The following is a 14,734-nucleotide window of genomic DNA, read 5'->3' on the forward strand; positions in this document are numbered from 1 at the left end:
CCCAAGACGGCCGCCGAAGGCGGCCTACGCCTCTCCCGCAAGCGGGAGAGGTGAACGAGCCGCCACGGTCATCGATCCAACCTAAAGCCATTCCGCTTTAGCATCAGTCAATCCCGGGCGAGGGCGGCACGTTGCGGCCCTCGCCGCCATCCAGAACAGACGGGAACGGTCTTGAGCGAATTCCTCCAGCATCTGATCAACATGCTCGTGCTCGGCGGCACCTATGCGCTGCTGGGCATCGGGCTCACCTTGATCTTCGGCATCATGAACGTGGTCAACTTCACGCATGGTGTGCTCTACACGTTCGGGGCCTACATCATGTTCATCGTGGTGCAGCAGCTCGGGCTGAACTTCTTTCTCGCGCTGCCGGTGGCCGTGCTGGCCGGATGGCTGCTCGGGGCGGCCATCGAGCTGACATTGCTGCGACCGCTGCGCGGCTCCGACATCGACACCACGATGCTGGTCATGATCGGTGCCTGGATCGCAATGCAGTCCGGAACGCTGTGGATCTGGGGCGGCGTCGCCAAATCAGTGGCAACGCCGTTTCCGGAGGCGCCGCTGGTGCTCGGTCCGGTGTCGGTCTCCTGGCTGCGGCTGTTCGTTCTCGCCGCCGCGGCCCTCTTGATCCTCGTGACGTATCTCCTGATCAACAAGACCAGCCTCGGCCGCGCCATGCGGGCGACGTTCCAGGATCACGACACGGCTTCGCTGATGGGCGTCAATGTCGACATGATCTACACCTCGACCTTCGCGATCGGCTCCAGCCTGGCCGCCGCCGCGGGCGCGTTGCTCGGGCCGGTCTACGTGATCTTCCCGCAAATGGGCGATCTCGCCGCGGTGAAGGCCTTCGCCATCGTCATCCTCGGCGGCCTCGGCAACATCACGGGCGCCGTGATCGGCGGCTTCATCCTGGCGCTCGCCGAGGAACTCGGCGCCGGCTACGTCTCGTCCGGCTACCGCGATGCCATGGGCTTCATCATCATCATCGCGGTGCTGATTTTTCGGCCGACCGGCCTGTTCGCGCGCGCGGAGCGCGTCGGATGAGGACCGCCATCACCATTCTCGCCGTCGCGGCACTTGCCTCGGTCCCGCTCTGGCTGCGCGATCCCTACCTCCTGAATGCGCTGATCACGACCGGGATCTTCGTCATCGGCGCAATGAGCCTCAACCTGCTGCTCGGCTTCACCGGCCAGCTGAGCCTCGGTCACATCGCCTTCTTCGGCATCGGCGCCTATGTCAGCGCGCTGACATCGCTCGGTTTCGACGTCGGTCTGCCCGGAGACGTCCGCTTGGTCCACGCGCCCTGGCCGCCGATCGCCGGCTTCGTGCTTGCAATCCTGGTCGCCGGATTGTGCGGCTATTTCGTCGGGCTGCTCTCGTTCCGCGTTCGCGGTGCCTATTTCGTCATCGTGACGATCTCCTTCGCCGAGGTTGTCCGGCTGGTCGCGCTGAACTGGGTCGAGCTGACGCAGGGGCCGTTGGCGCTGACCAACATTCCCTCTATCGCGCTGCCTTTGCCAGGCTTCGGCGAGCTGACGCTGCGCACGAAGATGCAGAACTACTATCTCGTGCTGGTCGTCGCGCTCATCGCCTATCTCCTGATCGCGCGCCTCGTTCATTCGCATTTCGGCCGCGCGATGCGCGGGTTGATGGAGAACGAGACGCTGGCGGTCTCCGTCGGCATCGACGTGACCAGGACGCTGACGATCGCGGCGGTGATCTCCGCGGCAATCGCGGGAGCGGCCGGCAGCCTCTATGCGCACTACATCCGGATCATCGATCCCGAAGTGTTCGCCTTCATCAACACCGTTACCATGGTGATCATGGTGATCAGCGGCGGCAAGGGCTCGCTGGCCGGGCCTGTCCTCGGCGGCTTGATTTTCGGGCTGCTTCCGGTCGCGCTGCGGCCGGTCATGGCGCCGGAAGCGCAATGGATCGCTTATGGTGGCGTGCTGATCGCCATCCTGTTCGTGCTCCCGCGTGGCATCGTGCCGTCGCTCGCGCAGCGATTTGGCCGGCGACGGAGCGGGAGGACGGCGCTGCCGCCCGTCGCTCTGGCCGAGACCGCTGCCAAGGAGCCGGCGTGATGACGGCGCGCAGCATCGCCATGACGATCGATCAGGTGGCGGTCCGCTTCGGCGGCCTGGTCGCAATCTCCGACATGAGTTTTACGGTCGGGGAGGGCGAGATCGTCAGCCTCATCGGGCCGAACGGCGCCGGCAAGACCACCGCCTTCAACGTCATGACCGGCTTCCTGACGCCGAGCGCCGGCCGCGTGACCTATCGCAACACTGCGCTCGCCGGCTTGAAGCCGCATCAGATCGCCGATCTCGGCCTGATCCGCACCTTCCAGCGCACCAGCGTATTCCCGAACGACACGGTCTACGACAATCTCCTGATCGGCCTGCATCGACAGGGCCGCGTCCGGCTGATCGACGCCATTCTCGGCCTGCCAGGCGCGCGCGCCTCGGAGCGCCGACTCCGGCAGCGGGCGGGTGAGCTGCTGGAATGGGTTGGGCTCGAACGCCGCGCGCACGATGCCGCGGGCTCACTGTCCTACGGCGAGCAACGTCTCGTCGGTGTCGCGCTGGCGCTCGCGGCCGAACCATCGATGCTGCTGCTCGACGAGCCGGTGTCCGGCATGAACGCCTCGGAAACGCACCGCTTCGTCGAGCTGATCCGCAGCATCCGCGACCGCGGCATCACGATCCTCCTGGTCGAGCACGACATGCCGATGGTGATGACCGTCTCTGATCGCATCGTGGTGCTCAATTACGGCCGCATCATCGCGGAAGGGACCCCCGACGTGATCCGCAACGATCCGGCGGTGATCGAGGCCTATCTCGGACATGGAGCGGGACATGCTTGAGATCCGCGAGATGGTTTGCGGCTATGGCGGCGTCACCGCGCTGCGCGGCATCTCGCTGGACGTGAAGGCCGGCCAGCTGGTTGCGCTGATCGGGGCCAACGGCGCCGGCAAGAGCACGACGCTGCGCGCGATCTCCGGCCTCGTGCCGCCACGCTCGGGCCAGATGCGGTTCGAGGGCATCGACATCACCGGGGCGAGGCCCCCGCGCGTGCTGGCGAGCGGAATCGCGCATTGTCCGGAAGGGCGGCGCGTATTTCCGCACATGAGCGTCGAGGAGAATCTCGACATGGGGGCTTACCTCCGTCGTGGATCGGGCGAGATTGCGGCCGACCGCGACCGCATCTACGCGGAATTCCCGCGACTCGCCGAGCGGCGCCGGCAGGCGGCGGGGACATTGTCCGGTGGCGAGCAGCAGATGCTTGCGATCGGGCGCGCGCTGATGTCGCGACCGCGGCTGATCATGTTCGACGAGCCATCGCTCGGGCTCGCGCCCAACATCGTCGAGCGCACCTTTGCCATCATCCGCGGCATCCGCGATGCCGGCACCACGGTGCTGCTGGTCGAGCAGAACGCCTTCGCCGCGCTCGAGATGTGCGACCACGCCTATCTGCTCGAGAACGGCCGTATCGTGCTGTCCGGAGCCGGCTCCGAGCTGATCGCGAACGAGCATGTGCGCAAGGCCTATCTCGGTGGGTGATGGGGCCGGGTGGACTCCGGTCTGCGATCTCGACCGGCTGAAGGCAGAAGCGATCGTCCGCGTCGCCGCGCGCGACCTGATCGTGATCTGGAACGAGGGCAACGTTGTCGCCTGCGAACGTGCGTGCCCGCACGAACAGGCGGATTTGGCTCTGGGACAGGTGGCGGCGGGGCGGCTCCGTTGCCCCCGCCATGCGGCATCATTCGATTTGCGCGACGGCGCAATCACCGCGGGATGGCCGAGCCCGCCACTGCGGCTCTATCCGGTGCGGATCACGGGCGAGCAGGTCTGGATTGAGATGCAGGAGCAGCAGCCGGGGCGATGATGGCATCATGCCCCTGTTTTGCCCGACAAGTCAAAGCAGTGGCGGCGTCGTTCTGCCTTCAAAAATTTGCATTTGAAAACAACGGCATCTCTACTGTGTATGGGGTTGTTTTCGCACTTTTTAGTCCAGCAACCGCCGAGCGGCGTCGACCAGCATGCCGTCCGGCCGGCGCAGCGCCTCGAGAATGGTGAAATGGTCGGCGCCTTCGACCGAGATGAGCTTGCCCGGCGCTCCGGCCGCCGCGCGCTTCTCGTGGAAATCGATTGAATCGTTCACGAGGGCCGGCAGCTCGCTGCTGCCATAGGCAATGTCGAGCCGCTTCTGTGTCACGGGCAGGCGAAGCGGCGACAGCGTGGCGATTTCCTCATCCGTCAGCTTCAGCGCGTTGTTCAGCCCGGTATCGCGGATCGGCGCGAGCTCGTAGACGCCTGATATCGCCAGCCCCGCCTGGACACGCGGATGATCGAGCGCCATCGCAACGAGATGGGCACCGGCGGACCAGCCCGACAGCACGACCGGCCCGGCGATGCCATGGGAAGCGCCATGCGCGGCGAGCCAGTCGAGTGCGCGCGGGATTTCGCCGACGATGTCGGTCAGGGACACCTCGGGCGCCAGCGAATAGCCGGGTATGGCAACCGACCAGCCATGCGCGGCAACGCCTTCGACCAGCATGGCGAACAATTCGCGCGAATTGCGCTGCCAATAGCCGCCGTGCAGGAACACCAGGCAGGGCGCATCCGGCCTGGCGGCGGGGTAGAGGTCGATCTTGTTGTTGGCCCGCTCGCCGTAGGGCAGGTCGAGGTGGGACTTCAGAGTGCCCCGCAGCCGGCTGGAGGCCTCGTTGCGCTCGGCGATCAGGGCCGCGCTGTTCTTGACCGCCGCGTTGTTGTCATAGGCGGCGTCGCGTTCTGTCTGCGACAGCTCGGACCATTTGCCACGGGGGTCGTGCGACCGAATTGTCGAACGAGCGTTCTCAGCCATAAAACTCTCCGTTGCCGCCCTGGACGACACCTTCTCGGTTTGGACCGGCCAGTCCCCCTCTATTGAGCTGTTGGATCAACCGTGTCCAGCCTTGGACAAGACGGCTCGGCCAGCCGGCCGCGTCCGGCGCGCTCATGCGTAGTATGTGGGCACGAGGATCAAGCGTCAGCCGTGAGCGTCACGAGATTGAGCGAAGGCGCAGGCGCAGCCCATTGCGCCGTCCCTCCTCCCGCCGCGTCGTCGTTGAGGCGCAGCTTGGGCGCGCAACGCCCGGGAACATTTGGTCATGGGGTTACCCCGTGCTTTTACATTTTGCCGTACCTGCGGCCGCAGCTATGTCGGAGCGAGCTTGTCAGCTCGAGTTTATTCTGCTCAGTGTCCGTCCAAACCGTGCATGCGATCCACGCATGCACCGACTAAAGTCGACAATCAGTGAGGAAACATTATGCGTAGACTGATTTTGGCCGCCGCCGTGATTGCCCCGATGCTCGGCCATGCGGCACGGGCGGAGGATACCGTCAAGATCGGCTACATCGATCCACTCTCCGGTGGCGGCGCCAGCGTGGGTGAGGGGGGCCTGAAGACATTCCAGTACCTGGCTGACGAGCTCAACGCCAAGGGCGGCATCCTGGGCCGCAAGGTCGAGATCGTGCCCTTCGACAACAAGACCAATCCGCAGGAGGCCCTGGTGCAGGCCCAGAAGGCGATCGACGCCGGGGTTCGCTACATCACACAGGGCAATGGCTCGTCCGTCGGCCTGGCGCTCGAGGATTTCGTCACGAAGTACAACACGCGCAATCCCGGCAAGGAAGTGCTCTACTTCAACTACGCTGCCGTCGATCCGGCCATGACCAACGAAAAGTGCAGCTACTGGCACTTCCGCTGGGATGCCAGCTCCGACATCAAGATGGAGGCGCTGACGAACTACATCAAGGACGTCGCTTCGATCAAGAAGGTGTACCTGATCAACCAGGACTATTCGTTTGGTCAGTCGGTACGCAGCGATGCGCGCAAGATGTTGACGGCGAAGCGGCCTGATGTCCAGATTGTCGGCGACGAACTGCATCCGCTGCTGAAGGTCACGGATTTCTCGCCCTACATCGCCAAGATCAAGGCTTCCGGTGCCGACAGCGTCATTACGGGCAACTGGGGTCAGGACATCGCGCTGCTGCTCAAGGCCGCCGCTGATGCTGGTCTGAAGGTCAATTGGTACACCTACTATGCCGGTGGCGCCGGTGGGCCGACCGCGATCAAGCAGACGGGTCTCGACCATCAGGTATTCCAGCTGACGGAAGGTTTTGCCAATTCGGGCCACCAGCCCGCGATGGATTACGAGAAGGCCTTCCGTGCCAAGGTCAACATGTCGCTTTGGTATCCGCGTGCGGTCAACGAGATGCGCATGTTCAAGGCCGCGGCCGAGAAGGCCAACTCGGTTGAGCCCGTGAAGGTGGCGGCGGCGCTCGAGGACCTGAAGTTCGAGGTCCTGGATGGCGGTACCGGCTTCATGCGCAAGGACGACCATCAGTTCTTCCAGCCAATCTACATCTCCTCCTTCGGTAAGCTTGCCGCGAACGAGCCGTTCGACGAGGAGAACACCGGCTGGGGCTGGCATCTGGTCACCAAGGTCGATACCCCACAGGCCATGGTCTCGACGACCTGCAAGATGACACGGCCGTAAGGGCCATACACGCCGCCGGCCCGCGGCATTCTCGCTGCGGGCAGGTGGCGGCCGAATGCTTCCTGGATGGAAACCGGGGCCCTGCCTCGGATGGTTCACGAGTGCGCTGTGCTTGAACTCATTGTTATTTCGACCCTGAACGGTGTGCTGTTCGGCATGCTGCTGTTTCTGCTGTCGAGCGGGCTGACGGTGATCTTCAGCATGATGGGCGTGCTCAACTTCGCCCATGCCAGCTTCTACATGCTCGGCGCCTTCTTCGGCTTTCAATTGACGAAATGGATCGGGTTCTGGCCGGCTTTCGTGCTCGCCCCGCTCCTGGTCGGCGCGATCGGGATGGCGGTCGAGCGCTATGGCCTACGCAACACCCACAAGCATGGCCATGTCGCGGAATTGCTGCTGACCTTTGGCCTCGCATTCGCGATCGAAGAGATCGTCGCAATGATCTGGGGCAGGAGCCCGGTCGACTATCGCGTGCCGGCGCTGCTTGACTTTCCAGCCTTCACGATCTTCTCCACCAATTATCCCGCCTACAAGATCTTCATGCTCGCGGTATCGGTGGTCATCTTCGTCGCGCTCCTGCTGGTGCTGCGGCGTACCAGGGTCGGCCTGATCGTGCAGGCGGCGCTGACGCATCCTCACATGGTCGGACACCTCGGCCACAATGTGGGGCGCGTGTTCATGGTGGTGTTTGGCGTGGGCAGCGCGCTGGCCGGCCTTGCCGGTGTCATTGCGGGACCGGCGCTGGTGACGCAGTCCGACATGGCGGCCGCGCTCGGGCCGATCCTGTTCGTGGTCATCGTGTTCGGCGGCCTCGGCTCCTTGCCCGGCGCCTTCGTCGCCTCGCTCGTCATTGGCCTGGTGCAGACTTTTGCAGTGGCGTTGAATGGCTCGTTGGCCAGCGTCTTCGGTCCGCTCGATTCATCGGGGGGACCTTCCGCTCTTTCCGACATCTGGAACGTCACAATCGCACAGGTCGCGCCGATCATTCCTTATCTTCTGCTGGTCATCATCCTGATCGTTCGCCCCATGGGCCTGATGGGGACGCGCGAATCATGACTACGGCAACGACATCGGTATCGGAACCCGCGGCGAACGCGGCCCGCGAGAACATGCGCTTCTACGGTGTCTGGCTGGTCGGCGTGATCGTCCTTATCGTGCTGCCCCTGGTGTTCTCGTCGGGCGGCTCCCTCACGTCCTTCAGCCTGATCGGGATCGCGATCGTGTTCGCGCTCTCTTACAACATCCTGCTTGGACAGACCGGATTGTTGTCTTTCGGCCATGCCGTGCACTACGGCCTCGGCGGCTTCACGGCCTGCCATGTGATGAACGCCGTCGTCGCCCACGGCTGGCCGATCCCGCTTCCGTTCATCCCATTGTTCGGCGGCCTCGGTGGCCTCGGGTTCGCCATCCTCGTCGGCTGGCTCATGACCAAGCGTGCCGGCACCGTGTTCGCCATGATCTCGCTGGGCATCGGCGAGCTGGTGGCGTCTTCGTCTCTGATCCTCCGGTCGGTCTTCGGCGGCGAAGCCGGCATCACGACGGACCGCACGGCGCTGCCGCGCATGTTCGGCTGGACCTTCGGGCCGCAGATCCAGGTCTATTATCTGATCGCGTTCTGGCTGGTGGTATCGGCGATCGCGATGTACGCACTGACCCGAACCCCGTTGGGGCGGATCAGCAATGCCGTCCGTGACAATCCCGAACGCGTCCAGTTCATCGGCTACGATCCTCACGTGGTCCGCTATCTTGCCTTCTGCTTTGCTGGGTTCTTCGCCGGCATCGCCGGGGGGCTTGCCGCGATCAGCTTCGAGATCGCGAATTCGGCCTATCTCGGCGCGATCCAATCCGGCCTGGTGCTGTTCGCAACCTTCATCGGCGGTACCGCCTATTTCTTCGGACCCATTCTCGGCGCGATCCTGGTGACCTATCTGCAGCTCGGGCTGACCAGCGTCACCAGCGTCTGGCAGCTCTATTTTGGCATCATCTTCATCGGCATCGTGATGTTCTCGCCCGGCGGCATCGCCGGCCTCGTGATGATGCACCGGCCGCTCCTTCGCGCCGGAGCGTTATGGACGGTGATTCCGTCTTATCTCGTCGCGATCGTGCCGACCGTGGCGCTCGGTTGCGGCGTCATTCTGGTGATCGAGACGATTGCGCGTCATTCCGGCGGGGAGGCCAATGCGATCAACCTGTTCGGCATTGCCTTCAATCCCAAGTCGCCGGCCACCTGGATTGCCGCAGCGGTTCTGGTGGCCGGTGGTTTCGTCATCGCGCGATTGACGTGGCGGCGGGTTGGCGAAGCATGGGATCGGGCGGCCACGGTCGCGCGTGATCGGGGGTATCTGGCATGACTGCAGCCATCGAAGTCCGCGCCGTCGAGAAGCGCTTCGGCAACGTTGGCATCATTCGCGACCTGAACCTCAGCATCGCGCAGGGCGAACGGCACGCCATCATCGGTCCGAACGGCGCGGGGAAGTCGACGACGTTCAATCTGATCAGTGGGCATATCAAGCCGACTTCGGGCGAGGTCCGGCTCAATGGCGACGTGATCTCCGGCCTGCAGCCGTTCGAGATCAACCGGCGGGGGCTATCGCGCTCGTTCCAGGTCACCAACGTGTTCGCCCGCATGACGGTCTGGGAAAATGTCCGTTGCGCGGTGCTGTGGGCCACGGGGCATCGCTACGCGTTCTGGAAGAACGTGGACAATCTGCCTGAGGTGCGCGAGCGGACCGCCCGGATTCTCGAAGACATTCACCTCACGCACCGCCGCGACGTCCCGGCCGGTCTGTTGACATATGCCGAGCAGCGCGAGCTGGAGATCGGCATCACGATCGCAGGGGGCGCTACCGTCGTCATGCTCGACGAGCCGACCGCTGGAATGAGCCACGCCGAGACGGAGCGCGCGGTGTCGCTGATCCGGCGCCTGACCGAAGGGCGAACGCTGGTCATCGTCGAACACGACATGAGCGTCGTGTTTGGCCTTGCCGACCGCATCTCGGTGCTGGTTTACGGTCATATCATCGCCTCGGGCACTCCCGAGGAGATCCGGCGCGATCCGAAGGTCAGGGAAGCCTATCTCGGGGAGGAGGCACACTGATGCTCGAAGTCAGGAACCTCCACGCCTATTACGGCAAGAGCCACATTCTCCAGGGCGTTGATCTCGATGTCGCCGCCGGCGAAGTGGTGAGCCTGCTCGGCCGCAACGGTGTCGGGCGTTCGACCACGGTCAAGGCGATCATGGGCGAGGTCGTTCCGCGGGGCACGATCCGCTTCAAGGGCAAGGACATTGCGGGCCTGCCGAGCTACAAGATCGCACGCCTCGGGCTCGGCTACGTTCCCGAACATCGCGATATTTTCCCGAGCTTGACGGTGCGACAGAATCTTCTGCTCGGCATCAAGGACACGCGACGGCCGGGCAAATGGCGGCTGCAGGACATGCTCGACATGTTTCCCAACCTCGCCGCACGCGCCGACGCGCCTGCTGGGGTCCTCTCCGGCGGCGAGAAACAGATGTTGACGACGTGCCGCACGTTGATGGGCGATCCTGATCTCATCATGATCGACGAGCCGACGGAGGGTCTCGCGCCGCTGATCGTGCAGCAGGTGGGAGATCTCATCGTCCGCATCGCGCAAGCCGGGGTCGCGATCCTGCTCGTCGAGCAGAAATTATCGATCGCGATGCGCATCTCGAAGCGCGTCTACATCATGGGACACGGTCGCGTGGTTTTTGAAGGCACGCCAGACCAACTCAGGGCGAACGCGGCGGTTCGCCAGGAGTGGCTCGAGGTTTGAACTTATTGTGAGACGGACCGTTCAACGGCTGCAACAGGGCACACGTCCCGAGTTCGGCTGCACCTCTCGCAATCCATAAACCTTCGGAATTTGATGATGGCAGCTCCGGCAGCTCCCTACGTCCCTCAAATGGCCCTGTATCGTCAATGGCTCGGGAATACGCGCGGCCTTTTCTTCTCTAGCTACGAAGAAATGCGGCAATGGTCGGTGCGCGATCTCGACGGGTTCTGGCGCAGCATTTGGGACTATTACGATCTGCAATCGCCGATGCCGTTTGCCGCCGTGATTGCCGAGCGCAGAATGCCGAATGCGGTGTGGTTTCCCGGCGCGCAGGTAAATTACGCCAGGCAGGTGTTCCGGCATGTCGCGGCGGCAGACGCAGCCGGGCTGCCCGCAATCGTCAGCGGCGGTGAGGACGGCAGGCTCACGGAGACGAGCTGGCCGGAGCTGCAGCGCAAGGCAGCGGCGCTCGCGCTGGATCTGAAGGACAAGGGCGTGCGCCCCGGCGACCGCGTCGCGGCCTATCTGCCGAACATCCCCGAGACCATCGTTGCGTTCCTGGCGACAGCCAGCATCGGTGCAATCTGGAGCGTCTGTGCGCCCGACATGGCGGCGCCTGCGGTGATCGACCGCTTCAAGCAGATCGAACCGAAGGTGCTGATCGCCTGCGACGCCGTCACTTATGCCGGCCGGCGGCATGACCGTCGTGACGTCGTCGGCGAGCTCAGGCGGTCCCTGCCGACCGTCGAGCACGTCATCCTGCACAGCGAAGCCGGCGCAGCTGCGGCACCGGACGCGCTGCTCTCCGACATTCTCGCCAGAACGGGCGCGGCAATCGATGCCTTCGAGCCGATCTGGCTGCCGTTCGATCATCCGCTCTGGATCGTCTATTCCAGCGGCACGACCGGCCTGCCGAAGCCGATCGTACACGGCCATGGCGGCATCATCATCGTGGCGCTCGCGCTTCTGGGGCTGCACAACGACATCGGCTGTTCCTATGATCAAAATTCCTTCGGCGAGCGCTATCACTGGTACAGCTCGACCGGCTGGATCATGTGGAACAGCCAGGTCGGTGGCCTGCTCAGCGGGACCACCTGCTGCATCTTCGACGGCAGCCCGGCCGGCGCGAAGGACAAGCCGGACTGGACCACGCTGTGGCGCTTCGTCGCGCAATCGAAGTCGACCTTTTTCGGGGCGGGCGCGGCGTTCTTCGCGAACTGCGCCAAGGCCGAGATCGACCTTGCTGCCGCCGGCGATCTTTCGCAGCTGCGTTGCCTCGGCTCGACCGGCTCGCCCCTCAGCGCCGACACGCAGACTTGGTTCAACGCGCGCTTCGCTGCGTTGTCGAAGACGAACGGCAGCAAGGCGCAGGCCGACATCTGGTGGGCGAACATTTCCGGCGGGACCGATTTCGCCGGCGCCTTCATCGGCGGCAACCGCGAGCTGCCGCAGACGCCGGGCGCCATGCAGTGCCGGCTGCTGGGCGCGGCCGTGGAAGCTTTCAACGAACAGGGGCACGCCGTCATCGACGAGGTCGGCGAGCTCGTCTGTACTGAGCCGATGCCGTCGATGCCGCTCTATTTCTGGTACGACGAGGGTGGGGCGCGCTATCGCGCGAGCTATTTCGAAACCTATCCGGACGATTTCGACCGCAGCGGGCGCGGTCCGGCGTGGCGGCACGGCGACTGGCTCAAGGTCAATCCGGATGGCTCCTGTATCATCTATGGCCGCAGTGATGCCACCATCAACCGGCACGGCCTGCGCATGGGTACGAGCGAGCTTTATTCCGCAATCGAGTCGCTGCCCGAGGTGCTCGACTCCCTCGTCGTGGATCTCGAATATCTCGGCCGCGACAGCTACATGCCGCTGTTCGTCGTGTTGCGAGACGGCATTGCGCTCGATGCGGCGATGCAGGCGAAGATCAACAAGGCAATCGAGTCTAGCCTGTCACGGCGCTTTCTGCCGAACGAGATTTTCGCCGTCGCCGAGATTCCGCGGACGCTGTCCGGCAAGAAGCAGGAGCTGCCGATCAAGAAGCTGCTGCTCGGCCAGTCCGTGGAGAAGGTCATCAACAGGGAGGCGATGGCCAATCCCGGCTGTCTGGATTGGTATCTCGATTTCGCAGCGATGCACCTGAAGAAGGTCGCAGGAACGGCTTGACCGCGATGGGCACGGCATCTGCCGTCCGACCACTGCGCAGGCATGCCGAGGAGTGGCTCCACCCGTAGGCTGCTGTGTGGTCTTCGCGCGCACAGTTCGAGCGATCCGGGCCGCGAGCTTGCGTGGTCCGGACCGATCGGCGCGGTGCGCGCGGAGCTAGCTGCAGCTCAGCGGCAAGGGTTGGCCCGGATGCAGCTCATACCAGTCGTAGCAATCCGGATAGCCGTAGAATCCATATCCGGACCGGAAGCGGTCAAAACGGTGAAACGCGTGCTGCCGGAGGCTGCGGGTTGCGACGTGATCGCCGAAGCCGAGGCGCTCGCCGCCGAATCGGGCTCCGCCGCCGAATCCGCCGGCATGTCCCATGCCGCCGAAATGCGCGCCGCCACCGAAGCCCATGTGGCCGCCGCCAAAGCCCATATGTCCGCCACCGAAGCCACCGCCGCCGTGGCCACCACCACCGCCGCCATGTGCCTCGGCCGTTCCGACCGCCAGCGCTGAGGCAAGCGCCGCTGCCGCCATGATCATCAATGCTCGTTTCATGAGGGACTCCTTTCGTGTGGGGATGCCCGGCGGCCGATGCCGTCGCTTCAGCCTCGTGCCGCCAGCAAATTCCCGTCTTGAAGGGAAGATAGGAAGCTCGTGCGGCAATCCCACTGAATTCGATTTCAGGGACGGGGCGCTGCGTATCGGCGAGGTGATCCGCTGGCGCGACGACCCAGCGTGGGCGGGTTAACGTCAGGCTCGTCCCCATCGTCGAAAGGCGGCGGCCGAGCGAGGTGCCCGGCCGGCCGCGACGTCGTCGGATCAGAAGCTGCCGGTGCCCGGCTCACAGGGGACGTTGTTGCCGGTCCACGGCGCCGTCGCAAACGCGCCGACACGCGGCGCTGGAACGCAGGCGCGGCCGACCTGATAGACCGGCCCGTACGATGCAACCGGATCGGCTTGCATGACGGATGGCCGGGCGCCGTCATGGTGCTCCCGCGCCATGACGGGTCCCCCGAGCATGGCGACTGCGATCAGTCCGGTCGACAAGAGCTTGAGAGTGGTCATTTGGCTTCTCCTTTGATGACAGCTGGCAGTCCAAGCCGGCCTGCGCAGGAGGTGCGGACGAACGCGCGTCGACAAAACGCACGAATTGCTCACCCGCGTTCAATGGACCGTGATCCCGGCCTTGCCGGCAAGCACGATCGTGCAAACCCGCAACGCTTTCGATCTTGGCGCGTAACAGCAGCCTCGCTGAGGACATATCTGCTGGAACGTCCTGCTGCATGGAGATGAGAGATGATCACTGCGACAGCACATTCGATCGCCTTCGCGCCGACGTTAGCAGTGGCCGTGTTCCCGGGCGCTCTGAAATGCAATTTAATGGTGCTTCATTCCACGCAGGATTACTTCTGTTGCGAGACAGCGGTGCGTCGCATGCGGGTCTTGCCTCGCGTGTTCGGCCCGGGCGGGCATTGAACATGTCGTCGCGGATCACCGAGCCCATGCTTCGCCGCCGGCCTCGAGGCCTCGCAGGACGTGGGACCAGCACAATGACGCGGATACTCCTGATCGAGGATGATGCCGAGACCGCCGACGCGATCGTGGCCGAACTTACCGAGCGCGGGTTCGAGGTGCGATGGGCGCCCGACGGGATCGACGGTCTCGATCGGGCGCGCGAATCGTCTCCCGATGCCCTGATCGTCGATCGCATGCTGCCCGGAATGGACGGGCTGACCGTCATTGAGGCCTTGCGCAAGGACCAGGTCAGGACGCCCGTCCTGGTGCTGAGTGCGCTCGGCGCGGTCGACGACAGGGTGCGCGGGTTGCGCGTCGGCGGAGACGACTATCTCACCAAGCCGTTCGCGCTGATCGAGCTCGTCGCCCGGGTGGAGGCGTTGCTGCGGCGTCCGATCGACAGCCGAGAGACCACGTTGCATGCCGGACCGCTGGAGCTCGACCTGATCGAGCGGACCGTGCGGCGAGGCGAGCGCGAGATCGATCTGCTGCCGCGCGAATTCCGTCTGCTCGAATACATGATGCGCCGGAGCGATCAGCTGCTGACCCGTGCGATGCTGCTCGAGGAGGTCTGGAACTACAAATTCGTCCCGGCAACCACCAATCTCATCGATGTGCACATGGGCCGCCTTCGTCACAAGGTCGACGGCCCCGGCGAGACGCAGTTGATCCACAACGTTCGCGGCTCCGGCTTCGTGCTGCGCACTCGTTAACAGGTTCGGCGGATCG

The 14,734-nt window shown here is 64.3% G+C and carries 15 protein-coding genes; 12 read left to right on the top strand and 3 right to left on the bottom strand.

Annotated features, from left to right (window positions below):
• Positions 1 to 171 precede the first annotated feature (171 nt).
• The 5 genes from ABIA42_RS09000 to ABIA42_RS09020 are packed head-to-tail and all read left to right on the top strand — an operon-like array spanning position 172 to position 3,891.
• A complete protein-coding gene (locus tag ABIA42_RS09000) occupies positions 172 to 1,044 on the top strand; it encodes a branched-chain amino acid ABC transporter permease (RefSeq protein ID WP_319326176.1) in 873 nt (290 codons plus the stop codon).
• A complete protein-coding gene (locus ABIA42_RS09005) occupies positions 1,041 to 2,087 on the top strand; it encodes a branched-chain amino acid ABC transporter permease (protein WP_271526195.1) in 1,047 nt (348 codons plus the stop codon). The genes ABIA42_RS09000 and ABIA42_RS09005 overlap by 4 nt, the downstream gene beginning before the upstream one ends.
• Entirely contained in the window at positions 2,087 to 2,869 is a 783-nt protein-coding gene (locus ABIA42_RS09010) for an ABC transporter ATP-binding protein (RefSeq protein ID WP_370114139.1), read from the top strand. Before ABIA42_RS09005 ends, ABIA42_RS09010 begins: the two co-directional genes overlap by 1 nt.
• Complete coding sequence (locus tag ABIA42_RS09015; RefSeq protein ID WP_165936011.1) at positions 2,862 to 3,566, top strand: ABC transporter ATP-binding protein; 705 nt, start codon at positions 2,862 to 2,864, stop codon at positions 3,564 to 3,566. The genes ABIA42_RS09010 and ABIA42_RS09015 overlap by 8 nt, the downstream gene beginning before the upstream one ends.
• Positions 3,559 to 3,891, top strand: coding sequence for a Rieske (2Fe-2S) protein (locus tag ABIA42_RS09020; RefSeq protein ID WP_370114137.1), 333 nt, complete (start codon positions 3,559 to 3,561; stop codon positions 3,889 to 3,891). The genes ABIA42_RS09015 and ABIA42_RS09020 overlap by 8 nt, the downstream gene beginning before the upstream one ends.
• A 120-nt stretch (positions 3,892 to 4,011) precedes the next feature.
• Here the strand turns inward: ABIA42_RS09020 and ABIA42_RS09025 are convergent, their stop codons facing one another.
• Positions 4,012 to 4,872 carry an alpha/beta hydrolase gene (locus tag ABIA42_RS09025; RefSeq protein ID WP_370114135.1) on the bottom strand — a complete coding sequence of 287 codons (861 nt, stop codon included), beginning with the start codon at positions 4,870 to 4,872 and terminating at the stop codon, positions 4,012 to 4,014.
• Positions 4,873 to 5,317: 445 nt separating this feature from the next.
• Between ABIA42_RS09025 and ABIA42_RS09030 the strand changes: the two genes are divergently transcribed.
• The 6 genes from ABIA42_RS09030 to ABIA42_RS09055 all read left to right on the top strand — a co-directional run bounded on the left by ABIA42_RS09030 (position 5,318) and on the right by ABIA42_RS09055 (position 12,502).
• Positions 5,318 to 6,550 carry a branched-chain amino acid ABC transporter substrate-binding protein gene (locus ABIA42_RS09030; protein ID WP_271526191.1) on the top strand — a complete coding sequence of 411 codons (1,233 nt, stop codon included), beginning with the start codon at positions 5,318 to 5,320 and terminating at the stop codon, positions 6,548 to 6,550.
• Positions 6,551 to 6,658: 108 nt separating this feature from the next.
• Positions 6,659 to 7,606, top strand: a complete 948-nt coding sequence (locus ABIA42_RS09035) for a branched-chain amino acid ABC transporter permease (RefSeq protein WP_271526190.1) — start codon at positions 6,659 to 6,661, stop codon at positions 7,604 to 7,606.
• Entirely contained in the window at positions 7,603 to 8,901 is a 1,299-nt protein-coding gene (locus ABIA42_RS09040) for a branched-chain amino acid ABC transporter permease (RefSeq protein ID WP_370114133.1), read from the top strand. Before ABIA42_RS09035 ends, ABIA42_RS09040 begins: the two co-directional genes overlap by 4 nt.
• Complete coding sequence (locus ABIA42_RS09045) at positions 8,898 to 9,647, top strand: ABC transporter ATP-binding protein (RefSeq protein ID WP_271526188.1); 750 nt, start codon at positions 8,898 to 8,900, stop codon at positions 9,645 to 9,647. Before ABIA42_RS09040 ends, ABIA42_RS09045 begins: the two co-directional genes overlap by 4 nt.
• On the top strand, positions 9,647 to 10,342 hold the full coding sequence (locus ABIA42_RS09050) for an ABC transporter ATP-binding protein (RefSeq protein ID WP_370114131.1): 696 nt from the start codon (positions 9,647 to 9,649) through the stop codon (positions 10,340 to 10,342). The genes ABIA42_RS09045 and ABIA42_RS09050 overlap by 1 nt, the downstream gene beginning before the upstream one ends.
• Positions 10,343 to 10,438: 96 nt before the next feature.
• Entirely contained in the window at positions 10,439 to 12,502 is a 2,064-nt protein-coding gene (locus ABIA42_RS09055; protein ID WP_370114129.1) for an acetoacetate--CoA ligase, read from the top strand.
• 156 nt (positions 12,503 to 12,658) lie between these two features.
• Here the strand turns inward: ABIA42_RS09055 and ABIA42_RS09060 are convergent, their stop codons facing one another.
• Both ABIA42_RS09060 and ABIA42_RS09065 read right to left on the bottom strand, forming a co-directional pair.
• Entirely contained in the window at positions 12,659 to 13,045 is a 387-nt protein-coding gene (locus ABIA42_RS09060) for a hypothetical protein (RefSeq protein WP_370114127.1), read from the bottom strand.
• Positions 13,046 to 13,309: 264 nt separating this feature from the next.
• Positions 13,310 to 13,555: a hypothetical protein gene (locus tag ABIA42_RS09065; protein WP_271526185.1), complete on the bottom strand. Its 246-nt coding sequence runs from the start codon at positions 13,553 to 13,555 to the stop codon at positions 13,310 to 13,312.
• Between the two features lie 485 nt (positions 13,556 to 14,040).
• On the opposite strand from ABIA42_RS09065, the gene ABIA42_RS09070 reads away from it, so the two are divergent.
• The gene (locus ABIA42_RS09070; RefSeq protein ID WP_271526184.1) at positions 14,041 to 14,718 is read left to right on the top strand and encodes a response regulator transcription factor; all 678 of its coding nucleotides are present in this window, start codon (positions 14,041 to 14,043) and stop codon (positions 14,716 to 14,718) included.
• Positions 14,719 to 14,734: the final 16 nt, after the last annotated feature.

Origin of the sequence: Bradyrhizobium sp. USDA 327 (genome assembly GCF_041262065.1) — a bacterium.
GTDB lineage: Bacteria > Pseudomonadota > Alphaproteobacteria > Rhizobiales > Xanthobacteraceae > Bradyrhizobium > Bradyrhizobium liaoningense.